18 protein-coding genes and 1 pseudogene are annotated in these 18,167 nt (G+C 64.0%); 10 read left to right on the top strand and 9 right to left on the bottom strand.

Annotated features, from left to right (window positions below):
- Nucleotides 1-52 precede the first annotated feature (52 nt).
- The 4 genes from HZZ13_RS30130 to HZZ13_RS30115 all read left to right on the top strand — a co-directional run bounded on the left by HZZ13_RS30130 (nt 53) and on the right by HZZ13_RS30115 (nt 3,807).
- Complete coding sequence (locus tag HZZ13_RS30130) at nt 53-826, top strand: HpcH/HpaI aldolase family protein (protein WP_197963131.1); 774 nt, start codon at nt 53-55, stop codon at nt 824-826.
- A gap of 218 nt (nt 827-1,044) precedes the next feature.
- The gene (locus tag HZZ13_RS30125; RefSeq protein WP_197963130.1) at nt 1,045-1,812 is read left to right on the top strand and encodes an acyltransferase; all 768 of its coding nucleotides are present in this window, start codon (nt 1,045-1,047) and stop codon (nt 1,810-1,812) included.
- 222 nt (nt 1,813-2,034) lie between these two features.
- Complete coding sequence (rpsD, locus tag HZZ13_RS30120; RefSeq protein ID WP_027576344.1) at nt 2,035-2,652, top strand: 30S ribosomal protein S4; 618 nt, start codon at nt 2,035-2,037, stop codon at nt 2,650-2,652.
- A gap of 87 nt (nt 2,653-2,739) precedes the next feature.
- Nucleotides 2,740-3,807: a threonine aldolase family protein gene (locus HZZ13_RS30115; RefSeq protein WP_197963129.1), complete on the top strand. Its 1,068-nt coding sequence runs from the start codon at nt 2,740-2,742 to the stop codon at nt 3,805-3,807.
- 63 nt (nt 3,808-3,870) lie between these two features.
- On the opposite strand, the gene HZZ13_RS30110 is transcribed toward HZZ13_RS30115, so the two are convergent.
- From HZZ13_RS30110 to grxD, 4 genes are read right to left on the bottom strand one after another with little or no spacing between them, the layout of a single operon-like run.
- Entirely contained in the window at nt 3,871-5,130 is a 1,260-nt protein-coding gene (locus HZZ13_RS30110) for a serine hydrolase domain-containing protein (protein WP_197963128.1), read from the bottom strand.
- A gap of 1 nt (nt 5,131) precedes the next feature.
- Nucleotides 5,132-6,418 carry a serine hydrolase domain-containing protein gene (locus HZZ13_RS30105; protein ID WP_197963127.1) on the bottom strand — a complete coding sequence of 429 codons (1,287 nt, stop codon included), beginning with the start codon at nt 6,416-6,418 and terminating at the stop codon, nt 5,132-5,134.
- 42 nt (nt 6,419-6,460) lie between these two features.
- Nucleotides 6,461-7,015, bottom strand: a complete 555-nt coding sequence (locus HZZ13_RS30100) for an O-acetyl-ADP-ribose deacetylase (RefSeq protein WP_197963126.1) — start codon at nt 7,013-7,015, stop codon at nt 6,461-6,463.
- A gap of 3 nt (nt 7,016-7,018) precedes the next feature.
- Nucleotides 7,019-7,345: a Grx4 family monothiol glutaredoxin gene (gene grxD / locus HZZ13_RS30095; RefSeq protein WP_080140390.1), complete on the bottom strand. Its 327-nt coding sequence runs from the start codon at nt 7,343-7,345 to the stop codon at nt 7,019-7,021.
- Between the two features lie 239 nt (nt 7,346-7,584).
- On the opposite strand from grxD, the gene egtB reads away from it, so the two are divergent.
- Nucleotides 7,585-8,883 (top strand): ergothioneine biosynthesis protein EgtB, encoded by a 1,299-nt coding sequence (gene egtB, locus HZZ13_RS30090; RefSeq protein ID WP_197963125.1) that lies wholly within the window; start codon nt 7,585-7,587, stop codon nt 8,881-8,883.
- 48 nt (nt 8,884-8,931) lie between these two features.
- Nucleotides 8,932-9,903 carry an L-histidine N(alpha)-methyltransferase gene (gene egtD, locus HZZ13_RS30085; protein ID WP_197963124.1) on the top strand — a complete coding sequence of 324 codons (972 nt, stop codon included), beginning with the start codon at nt 8,932-8,934 and terminating at the stop codon, nt 9,901-9,903.
- 11 nt (nt 9,904-9,914) lie between these two features.
- Here egtD and HZZ13_RS30080 read toward each other — a convergent pair whose 3' ends face one another.
- Together HZZ13_RS30080 and HZZ13_RS30075 are read right to left on the bottom strand one after the other, a co-directional pair.
- On the bottom strand, nt 9,915-11,108 hold the full coding sequence (locus HZZ13_RS30080; protein WP_197963123.1) for a low temperature requirement protein A: 1,194 nt from the start codon (nt 11,106-11,108) through the stop codon (nt 9,915-9,917).
- Nucleotides 11,109-11,134: 26 nt separating this feature from the next.
- Nucleotides 11,135-11,389 carry a BolA/IbaG family iron-sulfur metabolism protein gene (locus tag HZZ13_RS30075; protein WP_197963122.1) on the bottom strand — a complete coding sequence of 85 codons (255 nt, stop codon included), beginning with the start codon at nt 11,387-11,389 and terminating at the stop codon, nt 11,135-11,137.
- Between the two features lie 196 nt (nt 11,390-11,585).
- On the opposite strand from HZZ13_RS30075, the gene HZZ13_RS30070 reads away from it, so the two are divergent.
- Nucleotides 11,586-11,945, top strand: coding sequence for a DUF427 domain-containing protein (locus HZZ13_RS30070; RefSeq protein ID WP_197963121.1), 360 nt, complete (start codon nt 11,586-11,588; stop codon nt 11,943-11,945).
- A 126-nt stretch (nt 11,946-12,071) separates the two neighbouring features.
- Here the strand turns inward: HZZ13_RS30070 and HZZ13_RS30065 are convergent, their stop codons facing one another.
- Nucleotides 12,072-12,245: a DUF1328 domain-containing protein gene (locus tag HZZ13_RS30065; protein ID WP_197951474.1), complete on the bottom strand. Its 174-nt coding sequence runs from the start codon at nt 12,243-12,245 to the stop codon at nt 12,072-12,074.
- A 174-nt stretch (nt 12,246-12,419) separates the two neighbouring features.
- Here HZZ13_RS30065 and HZZ13_RS30060 point away from each other — a divergent pair, with 174 nt between their 5' ends.
- A complete protein-coding gene (locus HZZ13_RS30060) occupies nt 12,420-13,607 on the top strand; it encodes an acyltransferase family protein (protein WP_197963120.1) in 1,188 nt (395 codons plus the stop codon).
- Nucleotides 13,608-13,728: 121 nt separating this feature from the next.
- Here HZZ13_RS30060 and purL read toward each other — a convergent pair whose 3' ends face one another.
- Complete coding sequence (purL, locus tag HZZ13_RS30055; RefSeq protein WP_197963119.1) at nt 13,729-15,939, bottom strand: phosphoribosylformylglycinamidine synthase subunit PurL; 2,211 nt, start codon at nt 15,937-15,939, stop codon at nt 13,729-13,731.
- Nucleotides 15,940-16,124: 185 nt separating this feature from the next.
- Between purL and HZZ13_RS30050 the strand changes: the two genes are divergently transcribed.
- Both HZZ13_RS30050 and HZZ13_RS30045 read left to right on the top strand, forming a co-directional pair.
- Nucleotides 16,125-16,604, top strand: a complete 480-nt coding sequence (locus tag HZZ13_RS30050; RefSeq protein WP_025037294.1) for a PaaI family thioesterase — start codon at nt 16,125-16,127, stop codon at nt 16,602-16,604.
- Nucleotides 16,605-16,701: 97 nt separating this feature from the next.
- Nucleotides 16,702-17,370 (top strand): CPBP family intramembrane glutamic endopeptidase, encoded by a 669-nt coding sequence (locus HZZ13_RS30045; protein ID WP_197963118.1) that lies wholly within the window; start codon nt 16,702-16,704, stop codon nt 17,368-17,370.
- 8 nt (nt 17,371-17,378) lie between these two features.
- On the opposite strand, the pseudogene HZZ13_RS37440 reads toward HZZ13_RS30045, so the two are convergent.
- Nucleotides 17,379-18,111: pseudogene (locus HZZ13_RS37440) on the bottom strand (tetratricopeptide repeat protein).
- Between the last annotated feature and the right edge of the window lie 56 nt (nt 18,112-18,167).

Genomic DNA, 18,167 nt, shown 5'->3' with positions numbered 1-18,167 from the left:
CCCCGGCGGCGCGCTGCTAGGTTTTGCCGTCATCACCCAGCCGCAGGCCCCCATGTCGGTACCGTCCACGCCACTCAACCGTCTCCGCCAGCTCTGGCGCGAGGGCCGCCCCGCCTTCGGTGCGATCGCGACCATCCCGAGCGTGCAGATGGTGCAGATCATGGCGCGCTCGCTCGACTGGATCATCGTCGATCTCGAGCACGGACCGATCGGGCTCACCGAAGCACACGCGATGATCGCCGCGACCACGGGCACGCCGTGCACGCCCCTGGTGCGGATCGCCGCCAACGAGCCGTGGCTTGCGAAAGCCCCGATGGACATCGGTGCCTTCGGCATCAACTTTCCCATGATCACGAGCCGCGCGGATGCCGAAAAAGCGGTGCGCAGCGTGCGCTATCCGCCGCGCGGCGATCGGCTCTGGGGTCCCTTCCACGCGCCGTTCCGCTGGGGCCAGTCGATGCCTGATTACATGGCCTCTGCCGACGACGAGATGATCTGCATGATCACGATTGAGCATGTCGAGGCGGTCAACCGCATCGACGAGATCATGGCGACCCCCGGCATCGACGTCGCGGTCATCGGCCCCGGCGATCTCGCCACTTCCATCAACAAGCGCGGTCAGATGGACGATCCGGAGCTGCTCGAGCTGATCGCGCGCGCCGAGGCCGGCATCCTCAAAAGCGGCGTGCCGATTGGCGGCGTCGCCCGAACCGCCGACCAGGCCAACGCACTGATCGACCGCGGCTACCGCGCGATCGCGCTGGGCTTCGACTGGTCCCTATTCCAGCGCGGCATCATGTCGGCATTCGACGGGATCAAGCGCTGAACAGGCCGACGACGCATTGCCGGACCGGCGCTGCCGGGACCGCGCACTCAGATATAAATAATTGGAAACATATGATTTTTGGTCTAGAGGAGGTTCGCCTTGGCGATGCCTCCTGCGGCGAACCGACCGGCCCCAAGCGGGTTGGTTCATGCTAGAGCGAGCGGGCGGGCCCCGGCTCGCTGCACATATTTTGATCTTTGATTTGGAACCGGAGGCCTATGCGCGGGACGCCCAAGACCATTTCGCTGCGGCGCCGTCTGATCTGCGACCTCATGCACGCCTCGATGGGCGTACCTTTCGTTTCGCTGGCCCGTTCGCTCAATATCCGCCCCCTGCTGGAGGCCCGCGCGGACGCAGCCGCACCCGCCGGCTGGGCCGCGATGTTCGTCAAGGCTTTCGCCCTGGTTGCAAAGGACGAGCCGATCCTGCGCACGGTTTACACCAAATGGCCCTGGCCGGCCCTTTATGAGCTGCCGAAGAGCGTGGCGACGGTCGCGATCGCGCGGGTCGATGATGGCGAGGAATGCGTTCTGCCGCAGCGGATTGCCGGTCCTGAGGCCCTTTCGCTGGCCGCCGTCGATGCGGAGATCCGACGCGGCAAGACGGCCCCGATCGCGGACGTCCCGATGTTCCGCAAGATCATGCGGGCGACGCGCCTGCCGCTGCCATTGCGACGCCTGTCCTGGGCCGTCGGTCTGAATTTCGGCCGTCAGCGTGGCAACTGGTTCGGCAGCTTCGCGGTGAGCTCGGTGGCTGCCTACGGCGGCGGCGAGCTCCACCCGATCACGCCGGGCCCCTATGTCGTGAGCTATGGGCTGGTGGAGCCGGACCAGACCATTCATGTCGTAATCCGCTGGGACCACCGTGTCACCGACGCCGCACCGATCGCACGGGTCCTGACCCGGTTGGAACAGGTCCTGAACACTGAAATTGCCGCCGAATTGCGGGCGGCGGGGTCAAAGCCGGTCCGGGCGGTCAGGACATGAGAATACCGTCGCCGCACGCCCCGGAATGACAGGCTAAGGAATTGACAGCCAACCCTAAACTCCCCTAAAAGCCGCCTGCTCGCGGGCCGGTTTCGGCCCGCGAAGCGTTTCGCGACCCGTGGTCCTCTCCCTTCAGCTTTGGGGATCGGACCTGTCGGTGCCGGGATCATCCCGTCACACAGGAGGGCGCGTTTCCTCAAACCATGACCTGAAGAGGACGCGATGACTAAGCGCAGTGAGGCGAAGTACAAGATCGATCGCCGTATGGGCCAGAACATCTGGGGCCGCCCGAAGAGCCCCGTGAACCGTAGGGAGTACGGCCCCGGCCAGCATGGCCAGCGCCGCAAGGGCAAGCTCTCCGACTTCGGCGTGCAGCTGCGCGCCAAGCAGAAGCTGAAGGGCTACTACGCCAACATCAGCGAGCGCCAGTTCCACGGCATCTATGTCGAGGCGAGCCGCCTCAAGGGTGACACCGGCGAGAACCTGATCGGTCTCCTGGAGCGTCGTCTCGACGCGGTCGTGTACCGCGCCAAGTTCGTCTCCACGATCTTCGCCGCACGCCAGTTCATCAACCACGGCCACGTCAAGGTGAACGGCCGCAAGGTCAACATCTCGAGCTATCAGCTCAAGGTCGGCGACGTGGTCGAGGTCAAGGAAGCCTCCAAGCAGCTCGCCCACGTGCTCGAAGCCAGCCAGCTGCCCGAGCGCGAGGTCCCCGACTATCTCGAAGTCGACCACGGCAAGATGACCGCGAAGTACACCCGCATCCCCGGCCTCTCCGACGTGCCGTTCCCGGTGCAGATGGAGCCGCATCTGGTCGTCGAATTCTATTCGCGCTAAGATCTGAATATCGAAAGGCCCCGGTTCGCCGGGGCCTTTTTGCTTAAGAGCCACCCTTCAGTGGCCGCACTACTTAGGAGCCGTCGCATGCTCTACACCCCTCCCCCGATCGATCCCAAGGCGCCGCCGGTGCGCATCAATCTGCTCTCGGACACGCAGACCAAGCCGACGGCGGGGATGCGCGAGGCGATGGCGCGGGCGGAGGTCGGCGACGAGCAGGTCGGCGACGATCCGACCGTGAACGCGCTGTGCGAGCGCGTGGCCGATCTGCTCGGCAAGGAAGCGGCGGTCTACATGCCCTCGGGCACGATGTGCAACGTCACCGCCACGCTGGTGCATTGCCGCCCCGGTGACGAAATCCTCGCCCATGAGACCGCGCATATCATCGCACGCGAAGGCGGCGCGCATGCGGCGATCGGCGGCTTCCAGGTCACCCAGCTCAAGGGCCCCGATGGCCAGTTCACGCCGGAGACTCTTCGCAAGGCGCTGCATCCGCGCACGCGCTACCAGCCGCCGCAGACCGTCGTCAGCGTCGAGCAGACCGCCAATATCGGCGGCGGCACGATCTGGAAGAAGCCGGTGCTCGACGAGATCGTCGCGATCGCCAGGCAGCACGGCCTCGTCACCCATATGGACGGCGCGCGCCTGCTCAACGCCACCGTTGCGAGCGGCATCTCGCCGCGCGACATGACCGCGGGCTGGGACTCGGCCTGGATCGACTTCTCCAAGGGGCTAGGCGCGCCGATCGGCGGCGTGCTTGCGGGCTCGCGCGCCTTCATCGACGCGGTCTGGCAGTGGAAGCAGCGGCTCGGCGGCTCGATGCGCCAGGCCGGCATTTGCGCCGCGGCCTGCATCTACGCGCTCGATCATCACGTCGAGCGCCTGGCTGACGACCACGCCAATGCGCGCGCGCTCGCGCGCGGATTGTCGCAGATCTCAGGCATCGAGGTGCAGGAGCCCGAGACCAATCTCGTGTTTTTCAAGCCCGACGGCGCCGGCATTCCCGGCGACAAGATGGTCGCAGCCCTCCGCCAGCGCGGCGTGACGCTCGCGATGATGGACGGCCGCATCCGCGCCTGCACGCATCTGGACGTCAATGCGAGCCAGATCGAGGAGACGATCGGATACGTGCGCGAGATCGTGCGCGGGGCGTAATCAGAGCGTTTTCGAGCGAAGTGGATACCGGTTCGCGTAAAGCAAACGCGTCAAAACGAGAGTCTACCGCCCCATCGCCTGATAGATCAGCGTCTTCAGCGCGAGCTGGATCCGGCCGCGCTGCGACGGGGTCTGCACCATGAAGATTCCAAACAGGTCATCTTCGGGATCGATGAAGAAGAAGGTGCCGCCGACGCCGTCCCAGCGATATTCGCCAAGCGGCCATTTCGTGCCCGGCGGCACCGAGATACGCACGGCGAAGCCGAGGCCGTAGCCGCTGGTCTCACCCGGATAGTAGTGCTTGTCGTGCTCGACGTGGGTTTCGGGACCGATATGATCCGACGCCATCAAGGCGATGGTTTCCGGCTTCAGGTAGCGTCGACCTTCAAGCGTGCCGCCGTTGAGCAGCATTTGCGAGAAGCGCGCATAATCGCCGACTGTGCCGACGAGGCCGCCGCCGCCCGACTCCCACCGCAGCGGCTTCCTGATATCGCGAACCTGCGTGATCGGGCTGATCGCCCGATCCTGCGGCATCGGTTCGGCGACGCGCGACCATTTGGCGGGATCGGCGACGTAAAACGCCGTATCCTTCATCCCGAGTGGATCGAGCAGCCGCTTCTTCGCGAACTCGAACAACGATGTCCCCGAGATCACCTCGATGACGCGCCCGAGCACGTCGGTGGAGTGGCCGTAGTCCCAGATCGTGCCGGGCTGTTCGGCGAGCGGCAGCGCGGTAATCTTCGCGACGAGTTCGGCATTGGTCGAATTCTTGTCGAACATTCCGGCGTCGGCATAAAGCTTGTTCACCAGGTCCCCGCCATAATAGCCGTAAGGGATCCCGGCGGTATGCCGCATCAAATCCTCGATCGTCACCGGGCGTTTGAGCGGCTCCAGCTCCAGCGAGACCTTGTTGTCCTCGGCCCTCTTCTCGACGCCGACCTTCATGGCGGCAAAGGCCGGAATGTATTTCGAGACGGGATCGCCGATCGCAAGCTTATCCTCCTCGACCAGCATCATCGCCAGGACCGAGGTGATCGGCTTGGACATCGAATAGAGTCGGAAGATCGTATCCGCGCTCATCGAAAGTTCGGTCGCGACATCGCGGACGCCAAAATTCTCGTAGTAGACCGGCTTGCCGTGTTGCTGGAGCAGCAATATCGCCCCCGGAAATTTGCCGGTCGCGATCTCGTTCCTGATGTAGTCGGAGACTTTTGCCAGGCCTTCGGGCGTGAAGCTGTGCGCGCGGCCTTCTGACCCCGCCCGCGCACCTACGGTGCCGAACAAAAGGACGAGCGCCGCGAAGAGCGCGCGGCGCCCGTTCATGTCACTTCTCCATGGCTTCATAAACCAGCTGCTTCAATGTTCGCTGCACGCGCTGGCGCTCGCTCGGGGTCTGCTCCAGCAGCACGAAGAACATGTCCTGCTTGGGATCGATCACGAAATAGCAGCCGGAGGCGCCGTCCCATTTGAGTTCGCCGAGGTTGCCGGGCGGCGGCGGCTTGGCGTTGCCGGGATCGGTACGGACCGCAAGCCCGAGGCCGAAGCCGAAACCGTCGCCGGGGAAATAGAAAAAGTCGCGCTCGACGCCGGAGCCCGGGCCGACCTGATCGGTCGTCATCAGCTTGAACGTCTCCGGCTTGAGGATGGTCTTGCCATCGAGACTGCCGCCATTGAGCAGCATCTGCGAAAAGCTCTTGTAATCCGCCATGGTCGTGACCATGCCGCCGCTGGCGAACTGGATCTTCTTCTTCACCGTCGGATCGTTGATGCGGCCGACGCGGAAATCGGAATCGTTCGGCACCGGCTGGGCCAGAAGCTTCTGCTTCTCGGGGTCCGCAACGAAAAAGCCGGTATCGACCATGCCGAGAGGATCGAGCAGCTTCTCGCGCATGATGTCGATCAGCGGCTTGCCAGCGGCGACCTCCATCACACGCGCCAGCACGTCGGTCGAATGGCCGTATTGCCAGAGCGCGCCCGGCTGGTTGTGCAACGGCAGCTTGGCGATGCGTTCGGCGAACTCGGCCAGATCGAAGTCGCCGGCATAGATGTTGGCCTCGCGATAGGCCTTGCGGACCAGGCTGTCGCCGTAGAAGCCGTAGGTGATGCCCGAGGTGTGCGTCATCAGATCGTGCACGGTCATCGCCCGCTTCGGCGGCACCAACTCGAGCGACTTCGTACCGTCCTCGGCCTTCTTCTCGACGCCGACCTTCACATTGGCGAAGGACGGAATGTATTTCGAGACGGGATCGTCCAGCTTGATCTTGCCCTCCTCGACCAATTGCATCGCGACCACCGCAGTGATCGCCTTGGTCATCGAGAACAGGCGGAAGATGGTCTTGTCCGTGATCGGGGCCTTGCTGACCACGTCCTGAACGCCGAAGACTTCGTGATAGACCGGCTTGCCATGCTGCTGGATCAGCACGTTTGCACCGGCGATCTTGCCGGTCGCGACCTCGTTCTTGAAGAACTCGGTGATCCTGCCGAGCTTGTCCTGATTGAAATGCGCGCCGGCCGGAATCTCGTAGGTGCCCCCCGCGCGCGCCAGCGACATCGCGGCAAGCGACACAAGTGCGCCGCAGGCGAGCACACGCAGCCCAAATCGTGAAATCATATCCCCTCCCCCAACATGGCGCGTCGGAGTGTACCGACCAGCTCAATCGGCACAAGGGCCGCCGTGTCGCGAAAGCGCCTCGGCATGGAGCCTGGCACTCGGCTCGGAGAAGCAGCAGAACACGACGCGAGCGAGGGTCGGCGCCAAGGCCAGTCCTTCGATCGTCGTGCGCACGGCGATATCGGCCGCCCGGGCGGCAGGAAAGCGATAAATGCCGGTCGAAATCGCGGGAAATGCCACCGAGATCAGCTTGTGCTTCCCGCAAAGCTCCAGGGACCGCCGATAGCAGGAGGCGAGCAGATCGTCCTCGCCGCGCGTGCCGCCATTCCACACCGGACCGACGGTGTGGATCACATGCGCGGCCTTGAGCCGATAGCCCCTGGTGATCTTCGCATCACCCGTCTTGCAACCGTGGAGCATGCTGCATTCGGCGACGAGCTCGGGCCCGGCTGCCCGGTGGATCGCGCCATCCACGCCGCCCCCGCCAAGGAGCGACGTGTTCGCGGCGTTGACGATGGCGTCAACGCCCAGTGTGGTGATATCGGCGACGATGACCTCGAGCTCCGCGCCGCCAATCCGGCGCGTCAGCACGGTCACGTGTCAGGCCGCGACGACGACGCCCTTCTCGGAGAAGAGCTGCTGCAATTCGCCCGCCTGGAACATCTCGCGGACGATGTCGCAGCCGCCGACGAACTCGCCCTTCACGTAGAGCTGCGGGATGGTCGGCCAGTTCGAATATTCCTTGATGCCGTTGCGCAGCTCGGCGGATTCGAGAACGTTGAGGCCCTTATAGCCGACACCGATATGGTCGAGGATCTGGACCACCTGGCCGGAGAAACCGCACTGCGGAAATTGCGGCGTCCCCTTCATAAACAGAACCACGTCGTTCGACTTCACTTCATTGTCGATGAATTCCGCGATGCTCATATCCGTGTCCTTCTGGGGCAGAGCCCTCACCAATTGCTTCGGGCCGGCTCAGCCGATTTAACCCGATACCTGCCCATATATGTAGCGCAAACCGTTGTGCATCCAAAGTAAAATGGCGGCGGCGGGCCCCTTGGCGGCCGTGCCGAGCCCAACGGGTCCATAGGCTGATGACATCAATATCATCGCCGCAGAGGACTTTCATACCGTAACGGAGCCCCTATCTAGGACGAACCCTGTTCATGGAACCGGGTCGTGCGAACAACGTTCTCTTGGCCTGTCTGGAGAAAAACGTGACGAAACAAGCCTCAGCCACGGCCGCCTCCCAGCTTTCGTCACCGTCCTCCCACCAGGACGACCTCGCCCGCCGGCTGGAAGTGGCGTTTCTCAGCGTCCGCAACGAGACCGAACGTCGGGCCGCGCCGCTGTCTCCCGAGGACCAGCAGATCCAGTCGATGCCCGATGCCAGCCCGACCAAATGGCACCGGGCCCATACGACCTGGTTCTGGGAGCAATTCCTGCTCGGCGAGCACGCCCCTGGCTACCGGCCCTTCCACCCCGATTTCGCGTTCCTGTTCAATTCCTACTACGTCAGCGCCGGCCCGCGACATGCCCGCAATCATCGCGGCGACATCACCCGACCCAGCGCCGACGAGGTCGGCGCCTATCGCAAATACGTCGATGCGGCCGTCGTCCAGTTCTTCCGCGGGACCGACGCGGACAAGCTCCGGGCCCTGGTGCCGCTGGTCGAGGTCGGGCTCAATCACGAGCAGCAGCATCAGGAGCTGATGTTCACCGACATTCTGCATGCCTTTGCGCAGAACCCGATCTATCCGGCGTATGACCCGGACTGGCGCTTCCCGGCCGCAGCGCGCGGCGGCGATGACTGGCTGACGCTGAACGAAGGCATCCACACCGTCGGCCATGTCGACGACGGCTTCCATTTCGACAACGAGAAGCCGGCGCACCGTGCACTCGTGGGTCCGGTCAGGATCGCCCGCAATCTGGTCACCAATGCCGAGTGGCTCGCCTTCATGCAGGATGGCGGCTACCGGACCGCAACCCTGTGGCTGATGGACGGCTTTGCCGCGGCCAGCAAGGAAGACTGGCAAGCCCCCGGCTACTGGCACGAGGTCGATGGCGCATGGCAGGTCATGACGTTGGCCGGCCTCAAGCCGGTCGATCCGGACGCGCCGGTCTGCCACGTCAGCTATTACGAGGCGGATGCGTTCGCGCGCTGGGCCGGCAAGCACTTGCCGGCCGAGATGGAATGGGAGGTCGCGGCCCGCACCGGCCAGCTCAACGACGCCTTCGGCCTCGTCTGGCAATGGACCCGCAGCTCCTACGCGCCCTACCCCGGCTATCGCGCCGTCGAGGGCGCGCTCGGCGAGTACAACGGCAAGTTCATGGTCAACCAGCTGGTGCTGCGCGGGTCCTCGCTTGCAACTCCGCAAGGCCACAGCCGTATCACGTATCGCAACTTCTTCTATCCGCACCACCGCTGGCAGTTCACCGGCCTGCGGCTTGCCGATTACAACTAGACATTCCGACGACAGATGCGCGCCGGACAGCGCGTTCAGGAGAGTATCATGAATGTGCACGCCAGCGCCTTGGCCGAAGCCCATCTTCCCGACGAGCAGACCACCGCCTTTGCCCGCGAGGCCATTGAGGACCTCTCGCGGCAGCCGAAAAAGCTGTCGCCGAAATATTTCTATGACGCGACCGGCTCGGAGCTGTTTGAGGCGATCACGAAGCTGCCGGAATATTATCCGACGCGCACCGAGCTCTCGATCCTGAAGGAGCGCAGCAGCGAGATCGCAAAGATCATCCCGGAGCACGCCGCGCTGGTCGAGTTCGGCGCCGGCGCGACCACGAAGGTGCGCCTGCTGCTCGATCATTGCAAATTCGCAGCCTATGTGCCCGTCGACATCTCCGGCGACTTCCTGAAGGCACAGGCAAGCGGCCTGAAGCGGGATTTCCCGGCGCTCGGCATCTATCCCGTGGCCGCCGATTTCACCACGCCGTTCGAGCTGCCGACGGCGGTGGCATCCATGCCGAAGGTCGGCTTCTTCCCCGGTTCGACCATCGGCAATTTCGAGCCGGACGAAGCGCAGGCCTTCCTGAAGAGCGCACGCAAGATCCTCGGCAAAGGCGCGCAGATGATCATCGGCGCCGACCTCGAGAAGGACGAGCGGATCCTGTTCGACGCCTATAACGATGCGGCCGGCGTCACCGCGCGCTTCAACCTCAATGTGCTGGTGCGCATCAACCGCGAGCTCGGCGGCAATTTCGATCTCTCCGCCTTCACTCATCGCGCGATCTACAACCGCGAGCGGCACCGCATCGAGATGCACCTGATCAGCAGGAAGAGCCAGACCGTGCGCCTGCTCGGCACCAGCTTCTCGTTCCGCCCGGGCGAGAGCATCCACACCGAGAACAGCTACAAATACAGCCTCGCGCGCTTTGCCGCGCTGGCCCAGGGCGCGGGCTGGCGCGTGCGCGAGAGCTGGACGGATGCGGCGAAGATGTTCTCGGTACACGCGCTGGAGGTCGCGGAGTAAGAGCCGCAGCTTCAATGCTCCCCGGCCTCCTCCACATTCGAGCCCAGCGACACCGACTCCCACACCGCCACCACGATCAAAATGGCGCTCGTTGCCATTGACAGCCACAGCGGCGACAGTTCCGACGCGAGCCACCACAGCACCAATAGCAGGATGATGCCGACGCCGTGCGAGAGCTGGAGGAAGCCGCGGACCGCGTGCTTGAACAGGATGGTGCCGACCAGAAACACCAGCGGCCCGCCGATCGTGCTCAGAACGGTCCGGATGTCGGAATGGCCGGTCGGATGCTTCAGCACCAATTCGTCGGACACCGCCGTCAGGATGATGCCGGCAACGATCGGCAGGTGCAGATAGGTGTAGGCGAGCCGCGCCAGACGGCCGGATTCGGAGGACTTCGAGATCCACTCTGAGCCGGCTTCCGCGCCCTTGTGGAAATAGACCCACCACATCGCGATGGCGCCGACCAGTGCCGAGACGAAGGCCGTGATGTTGGCCGCGGTCCATTCCAGCTCGGCGAAGGTCGCGCCGTTGACGATGACGGCTTCGCCGAGCGCAATGATGACGAAGAGGGAGCAGCGCTCGGCCATGTGGCCGCCCTCGACGGCCCAGGCCTCGACCGACGAGAAGCCGAGCTTCGGCACCCAGAAGCGGACCGCGGGTGCGATGTATTCGATCGCGAGCGCAGCGATCCAGAACCACAGCCGCGCCTCGTCATCGGCGAGGCCGCCGAGGATCCAGAAGGCCGCGGAGACGGAGAGCCAGACCAGGATGCGGATCGCGTTATGTTGCACCGCCGTCCGGTGCGCCGGCGTTGCGAACAGCCAGAACGCGGTGCGTCCGACCTGCATGGCCGCGTAGGCAATGGCAAACCACAGGCCACGCCCCTCGAACGCGGTCGGGATCGAGGTCGACAGCACGAGGCCGCCCAGCATCATCGCAAACAGCAGCAGGCGGACCGGCGTCAGCTCGGGATTGAGCCAGTTGGTGACCCAGGCCGTGAAGACCCACACCCACCACACCGCCAAAAACAGCACCGCCACGTGCACCGCGCCGAGCGGCGTGAAATGGTGCAGCAGCGTGTGCGAGACCTGGGTGACCGCAAAGACGAAGACGAGGTCAAAGAACAGCTCGGCATTGGTGACGCGGCTGTGCTGGTTCGGCCTGATGACGCGAAACATCGCGCCGCGCGGATTGTCCGCGGCCATCATCGTCCCCCGTGGCGCTGGTCAGGTCAGGTGCCGGGCACTCCGGGGCCGCCGGGTACGCCGGTTTGCAGCGCCAGCGCATGCAGCACGCCGCCCATCTGGCCGCGCAGGGACTGGTAGACGATCTGGTGCTGCTGGACGCGCGACTTGCCGCGGAAGGATTCCGAGATCACGGTCGCGGCATAGTGATCGCCGTCGCCGGCGAGGTCACGGATGGTCACCTCGGCATCGGGGATCGCTGCCTTGATCATCGCCTCGATCTCGTGGGCGTCCATGGGCATTCGGGTCTTGCTCCTTATCTCGGCTGCAAAGCAGCCTCATCATCGAATCGCTGCCGGGGTCCCCTCGCCGGCAAGGCCAAACTTAGCGTGAACGGCCTTCTACGTCACGCTTTCCGGCACTATATCCCTGATCCCATCAGCGCAAAGGCACGACAAAGTGCCGCGCGCGGCAGATTGATCGAAAAGGCGTGAAATCATGAAGCTTCCAGGGCCCGACCACCCGATCACCATCACCCCAAACCCGAGGCGCGTCCGCGTCACGGCGGGCGACATCGTGATCGCCGAGACCAGCAAGGCGCTGACTTTGAAGGAGGCCAGATATCCGGCAGTGCAATATGTGCCGCGGGAGGACACCAACATGGCCCTGTTGGAGCGTACCGACCGTGTCACCCATTGCCCTTACAAGGGGGACGCGAACTATTACAGCGTGAAGGCCGACGGCAAGACGCTCGACAACGCGATCTGGACCTACGAGACACCCTTCCCCGCCATGGCGGAGATCTCGGGTCATCTGGCGTTCTATCCGGACAGGGTGAAGATCGAGGAAGTGGGGTAGTTCTTGATGCTGTCATTCCGGGGCGGTCCGCAGGACCGAACCTCAGGTGCGCAATTGCGCACCGGGGAATCTCGAGATTCCGGGTCTGGTGCTGCGCACCATCCCGGAATGACCAAAGGGTAACGACTACGTCCTGAAGATCGTAAGTCCCAATATCAGCAGCACCAGGAAGATCACGACGAAGACGTAGAACAGGAAGCGCGCGATGTCGGCGGAGGCGGCCGAGATGCCGGTGAAGCCGAGCACGCCGGCGACGATCGAGACCAGGAGGAAGATCAGCGCCCATTTCAGGATCGTCATCGCCAGCTCCGAACTGCCGCGTCTCACGGCCTACGCTGTTTCGACGAACGCTAACATCGCTGCGAGGAACTAGTTCCTAGAGGTGGTCGGGGGCGACCTCCGAGACAAACGGCCCTTGCTGAATCGAGTTCCCGGCGGCACAGTCCGGCCGGGACCAGGACCGGGGCGGCCACGATGACGATGTCACATTCAGCGACGATCGGCGCAGAGGTGCATGCCGCGCCGCAGAGCAAGGTGCGCAATTTGGCGATTGATCGCGCCCGCACCTTCCTCACTTTGGTGGTGCTGCTGCATCACGCGGTGATCCCCTACACTTATTTCGGTCATACCGATCCGAGTTATTTCTTCGGCTTCGACATGATCGTGCTCGCCACCGACAGTTTCTTCATGGCGATGTTCTTCTTCCTGTCGGGGCTGTTCGCCTGGTCTGGCATCGCCCGGAAGGGAGTCCGGAGCTATGTGGCAGATCGCCTGCTTCGGCTTGGCCTACCCTTCGCGATCTGCGCCCTGACAGTCATTCCGCTCGCCTATTACGCGATCTCGCTGCGGGAGCATCCGGAGATCGGCTTTTCGGAATTCTGGTGGAATATGGTCACGAAGGGGCCGTGGCCGAGCGGGCCGATCTGGTTCCTTTGGGTTTTGTTCGCCTTCGACCTGGTTGCCTGCCTGCTGTACCGGCTGTCACCCAATCTGCTCGATCCGATCAATCGCCTCTCGCTGCACGGTCGGCGTCGGCCCGCGGTGTTCTTCGCGGTCATGCTGGCCGTCACCGCGGCGTTCTACATTCCCGGGCGGATTCACTTCGGAGCGAGCAATTGGTTCGAGTTCGGGCCGTTCTCGGTCCAGCACGGGCGCGTGATGCTGTACGCGACCTACTTCTTTTTCGGTGCCGGCGTCGGCGTTGCGCAAATGGATCGCGGGCTGCTCGCTGTCGACGGCCGCATGGCAAAGGTGAGCTGGGACTGGATGGTCCTGGCGATCGTTCCGTACTGCCTGTTGTGGGCGCTGATCTTCATCAAGCGCGAAATACTGGGCAACCCGTCGCCTTTGCCGGACTGGTATGAAGCGCTCTATGCCATCTGCTTCACTGTCTTCAGCGTGGCCATCATGTTTCTGATCCTGGCCATTTTCCAGAGATTCAAGCAATCAGGCTCAGCCAGGCTGCTCGATCCAATGCAGGGCGACGCGTTCGGCATGTTCCTGGTGCACTATCCGATCGCATTGTGGCTGCAATACTGGCTGTTCGACTATGACCTGCCGGCGATCGTCAAGGCCACGATCGGGTTTGTACTGACTGTCGCGGCGAGCTGGGCGCTGACGCGCGCGTTGCGGCAGATCCCGGGTGCGTCGAAGGTGCTTTGAGGCCAGACCTCCTCACTCGTCATTGCGAGGAGCCCTTGCGACGAAGCAATCCAGAATCCTTCAGCGGCGATAGTCTGGATTGCTTCGCTGCGCTCGCAATGACAGCGTGTGTCGCAGCGCCTTACGCCGCCTTGCCGCTCATATAGTCCGGCAGCCAGCGCTCGAACGAGGCCCGCAAGCTGTCGATCGTCACCGGCGCCTCGCCCGCGATCGCGATGGCGTCGCCGCCGGTGGTGCCGATCCGCACGCAGGGCACCTCGCAGCCGCGCATCTTGGCGAGCACGCGGCCGGCTTCGGTTTCCGGCACGGTGACGAGATAGCGCGCCTGGTCCTCGCCGAACCAATAGCCCTGCGGCACCAGCGCGGTCGGCGCGGCCAGCAGCTTGGCGCCGATGCCACCCGCCATCGCCATCTCGGCGAGCGCGATCAGGAGTCCGCCGTCGGAGAGGTCGTGCACGGCAGTGGCGGTGCCCGCATGGATCATGCCGCGCACGCAATCGCCGTTGCGCTTCTCGGCGGCAAGATCGACCGGCGGCGGCGCCCCCTCCTCGCGGCCGCAGATGTCGCGCAGATAGACGGACTGGCCGAGCCAGCCATGGGTCTCGCCGATCAAGAGGATCGCCTCGCCCTCGGCCTTGAAGGCGAGCGACGCCGACTTGGTGAAATCGTCGAGCAGGCCGACACCGCCGATCGAGGGCGTCGGGAGGATCGCGCGGCCGTTGGTCTCGTTGTAGAGCGAGACGTTGCCGGACACGACCGGGAAGTCGAGCGTGCGGCAGGCTTCCGAAATGCCCTTCAGGCAGCCGACGAACTGGCCCATGATCTCCGGCCGTTCAGGGTTGCCGAAGTTGAGATTGTCGGTGATCGCGAGCGGCTTGCCGCCGACCGCGGTGATGTTGCGCCAGGCTTCGGCGACCGCCTGCTTGCCACCCTCAAACGGATCGGCCTCGCAATAGCGCGGCGTGACGTCGACGGTCAGCGCCAGGCCCTTCGGCCCGTCCTGCACGCGCACGACGGCGGCGTCGCCGCCCGGACGCTGCATGGTGTTGCCGAGAATGAGGTGATCGTACTGCTCCCAGACCCAGCGCTTCGAGCACATGTCCGGCGTGCCGACCAGCTTCTCCAAGGCAGCGCCGAGGCCCATCGGCGCCGGCACGTCGCGCGCATGCACGATCGGCAGCGGGGTGGAGGCGACATGCGGGCGATCATAGACCGGCGCCTCGTCGCCGAGCTCCTTGATCGGCAAATCGGCCATGACGTCGCCGCCATGCTTGACCACGAAGCGCTTGCTCGGCGTGGTATAGCCGACCACCGCGAAATCGAGGCCCCACTTCTTGAAGATCGTCTCGGCTTCCTTCTCCTTCTCGGGCTTGAGCACCATGAGCATGCGCTCCTGGCTCTCCGAGAGCATCATCTCGTAGGCGCTCATGCCGGTCTCGCGGGTCGGCACCGCGTCGAGGTCGAGGTCGACGCCGAGGTCGCCCTTGGCGCCCATCTCCACCGCCGAGCAGGTCAGGCCCGCCGCGCCCATATCCTGGATCGCGATGACGCAGCCCTTCTCCATGATCTCGAGGCAGGCTTCGAGCAGCAGCTTCTCGGCGAAGGGATCGCCGACCTGCACGGTCGGGCGCTTCTCCTCGGACTTGTCGTCGAACTCGGCCGAGGCCATCGAGGCGCCGTGTATGCCGTCGCGGCCGGTCTTGGAGCCGAGATAGACGATCGGCATGTTCACGCCGGAGGCCGCCGCATAGAAGATCTTGTCGGCATCGGCGAGGCCCACCGCCATGGCATTGACGAGGATGTTGCCGTCGTAGCGGGTGTGGAATCTCACCTGGCCGCCCACCGTCGGCACGCCGAAGGAATTGCCGTAGCCGCCGACGCCCGCCACCACGCCGGAGACGAGATGCCGCGTCTTCGGGTGCTCGGGCGCGCCGAAGCTCAGCGCATTCAGGCAGGCGATCGGGCGCGCGCCCATGGTGAAGACGTCGCGCAGGATGCCGCCGACGCCGGTGGTCGCGCCCTGGTAGGGCTCGATGTAGCTCGGGTGGTTGTGGCTCTCCATCTTGAAGACCACGGCTTGGCCGTCGCCGATGTCGATCACGCCGGCATTCTCGCCGGGGCCCTGGATCACCCAGGGCGCCTTGGTCGGCAGGCCGCGCAGATGGATGCGCGAGGATTTGTACGAGCAATGCTCGTTCCACATCGCCGAGAAGATGCCGAGCTCGGTGAAGGTCGGCTCCCGCCCGATCAGCTTCAGGATGCGCTCATACTCGTCGGGCTTGAGCCCGTGGGCGGCAACCAGTTCGGGGGTGATCTTGGGTTCATTCTTCATGGATTCGAGGCTTTCGGCGGCGGTTTGGCCGTTCTTAGGAACATCGGACGGCTTCGAAAAGCCCTTTATGGCGCATTTTCCCGCTGTCCCACGTTTTGCGCCCGGGGCCCGGCGGGAACGGGAATTGCACGGCGCGGTCGGATCGGATTTAAGGGCTGAAGACCCGCAATTGAAGGCCTATTTCCTTGCACGAATTGACCAAAGCGCCCCCGCCGCGCCGCCCCGACCTCCATGTCGCGACAGAGGGTGAATTTGTCGGCTGGCGGACCTGGATCCGCGACAGTTTTGAATCCCATGTCGGCCCGTTCTGGCACCGGATCGAGGCGGACGGCAGCGTCCGTAGCGCCTTCCGGGTCGAGAAGAAGCACCTCAACGGCTCCGGCAACGTCCATGGCGGCTGCTACATGGCCTTCGCCGACTATTCGCTGTTTGCGATCGCCACCCATGTCCTGGACAGCCGGGCGGTGACGACCAATTTCGCCTGTGAATTCCTCGACGCGGCACGCGAGGGCGAGCTGATCGAATGCACCGGCGAGGTCACCCGCGCCGGCGGCTCGCTGATCTTCCTGCGCGGCAAGATGATGTCCGGCGAGCGGCTGCTGCTGACCTTTTCCGGCACGATCAAGCGGATGAAGCGGAAGGCGCTCCCGCAGCCAAACGCATAGCTCGACGCCTTCCCTTTTCGCGCACCTCGCCCGTTGGACCAATATGAGGTAGTCGCGCGCAAGCCTGTCGCGACACATCCCTCCCTCAAGGCCCAGCATGGAAAGTCGTTCACCGCACGCCATTGGCGATTCAAAAGCCGATCGCGTGCCCGGCATTTGGTGGTTCGCCCTCGCGCTTGTTCCGCACGTTGCATCCCAACTCATGCGACTGCATCAGAACACTGCAGCGGATTGGCTCGTCTGGGACTATGCCGGCCGGATAGCTGCCCTGGCGATCCTTGCGGCGATTCCGGCAGCACGAACTCTTGCCTATCGCACGGAGAAACGTCGGATTTCCTTTCTTGAAATCGGCGTCTGGATCGCAGGAATTGTGCTGCTGGACCGCTTGGGTGAGTGGCCGCGACGTCTCTTCAATGCGACATTTCCGGCGGCCGTCATTGGCAAGTATCCGCAGCCGACCGGCTGGCTCGACGTCTTCGATCTCGTTTTTGGCCTGGCACTGGTCGCGGCCAGCGAAGAGATCATTTTCAGGCGATTGCTTCGGAATGCGTCACAGCCTTACCTGGGCGATGGGGTCTTTGCCATTCTCATGACGTCTCTGATCTTCGGCGCCTATCATTGGTGGAGCGGGATCGGAAACATCCTGCTTGCCACAACAACCGGCATCCTTTTGATGGCGATGTACCGGCGCTCAGGCGCGCTTTGGCCGGTCGTGCTCGTGCATTACCTGGTTGACCTGATCGCCTTCTCTGGCGTTTGGCGTTGAAGCGGCAATCAGCGCGACGCCGACAACTGCTTCTCCGCAATCGACAGCCATTCCGCCTGCGCCTTGCGCAGGTATTTCGGCGCGCGGCGCATCTGGATCAGCAGCTCGTTGAAGACCATGCGTGCTTCAGTGGTGCGGCCGACCATTTGCAGCAGCATGCCGTAGCGCACCCGCGCCTCGGCGCCAGGGAAATAACCGGCGAGCGCGTGATATTCCTCGAGCGCCTCGTCTAGACGTCCGACCTCGGCGAGCGCGCGGGCATAGAGCAGATGCGCGTCGGCGGAATCGAAATCCGGCCATTGCTTCTGCAGATCGTCGAGCGTCGCGAGCGCATCGGCCGGGCGGCTCGCGGCAAATTGCGCCTGCGCCTTGCGCAGCGCATAGGCAGGGTCGTGGCCCATCGGCAATTTCAGAACGTGATCGTAGTGCGCTTCCGCTTCGGCGAACCGGCCGACATTCGCGCACTCTTTCGCGGTTGGCGATGGTGTCGGTGCCGGCCAGCCGGTCGGACAGCTCGCGATAGCGCTTCTCGGGATCGAGGCGATTGGCGACGCGCTGGCGCGCCTGCCGCGCGCCGGGGCTGGAAAACCATTCGGGAATGAGCTCGACCGCGATATAGGCGATCGCGCCCATCATCGGCACCAGCAGGATGATGAAGGCCCAGGGCCGCAACCGTCCGGTTCGCGAGGCGTGATAGATCAGCGTGATATCGAGCAGCAGGACAACCAAAGCGACGGGCATGTGACATCCGGAAAGCACAACGACAGCGCCGCTTCCTGATATCGCAACCGATGCAA

It is taken from the genome of Bradyrhizobium agreste, from assembly GCF_016031625.1.
Taxonomy (GTDB): domain Bacteria; phylum Pseudomonadota; class Alphaproteobacteria; order Rhizobiales; family Xanthobacteraceae; genus Bradyrhizobium; species Bradyrhizobium agreste.
This window is presented reverse-complemented; position numbering and strand designations above follow the sequence as displayed.

What these genes read in the sequence shown, in the direction of transcription:
- HZZ13_RS30130 (WP_197963131.1), top strand. Translation starts at nt 53, where the DNA reads ATGTCGGTACCGTCCACGCCACTCAACCGTCTCCGCCAGCTCTGGCGC.
- HZZ13_RS30125 (WP_197963130.1), top strand. Translation starts at nt 1,045, where the DNA reads ATGCGCGGGACGCCCAAGACCATTTCGCTGCGGCGCCGTCTGATCTGC.
- rpsD (WP_027576344.1), top strand. Translation starts at nt 2,035, where the DNA reads ATGACTAAGCGCAGTGAGGCGAAGTACAAGATCGATCGCCGTATGGGC.
- HZZ13_RS30115 (WP_197963129.1), top strand. Translation starts at nt 2,740, where the DNA reads ATGCTCTACACCCCTCCCCCGATCGATCCCAAGGCGCCGCCGGTGCGC.
- HZZ13_RS30110 (WP_197963128.1), bottom strand. Translation starts at nt 5,130, where the DNA reads ATGAACGGGCGCCGCGCGCTCTTCGCGGCGCTCGTCCTTTTGTTCGGC.
- HZZ13_RS30105 (WP_197963127.1), bottom strand. Translation starts at nt 6,418, where the DNA reads ATGATTTCACGATTTGGGCTGCGTGTGCTCGCCTGCGGCGCACTTGTG.
- grxD (WP_080140390.1), bottom strand. Translation starts at nt 7,345, where the DNA reads ATGAGCATCGCGGAATTCATCGACAATGAAGTGAAGTCGAACGACGTG.
- egtB (WP_197963125.1), top strand. Translation starts at nt 7,585, where the DNA reads ATGGAACCGGGTCGTGCGAACAACGTTCTCTTGGCCTGTCTGGAGAAA.
- egtD (WP_197963124.1), top strand. Translation starts at nt 8,932, where the DNA reads ATGAATGTGCACGCCAGCGCCTTGGCCGAAGCCCATCTTCCCGACGAG.
- HZZ13_RS30080 (WP_197963123.1), bottom strand. Translation starts at nt 11,108, where the DNA reads ATGGCCGCGGACAATCCGCGCGGCGCGATGTTTCGCGTCATCAGGCCG.
- HZZ13_RS30075 (WP_197963122.1), bottom strand. Translation starts at nt 11,389, where the DNA reads ATGCCCATGGACGCCCACGAGATCGAGGCGATGATCAAGGCAGCGATC.
- HZZ13_RS30070 (WP_197963121.1), top strand. Translation starts at nt 11,586, where the DNA reads ATGAAGCTTCCAGGGCCCGACCACCCGATCACCATCACCCCAAACCCG.
- HZZ13_RS30065 (WP_197951474.1), bottom strand. Translation starts at nt 12,245, where the DNA reads ATGACGATCCTGAAATGGGCGCTGATCTTCCTCCTGGTCTCGATCGTC.
- HZZ13_RS30060 (WP_197963120.1), top strand. Translation starts at nt 12,420, where the DNA reads ATGACGATGTCACATTCAGCGACGATCGGCGCAGAGGTGCATGCCGCG.
- purL (WP_197963119.1), bottom strand. Translation starts at nt 15,939, where the DNA reads ATGAAGAATGAACCCAAGATCACCCCCGAACTGGTTGCCGCCCACGGG.
- HZZ13_RS30045 (WP_197963118.1), top strand. Translation starts at nt 16,702, where the DNA reads ATGGAAAGTCGTTCACCGCACGCCATTGGCGATTCAAAAGCCGATCGC.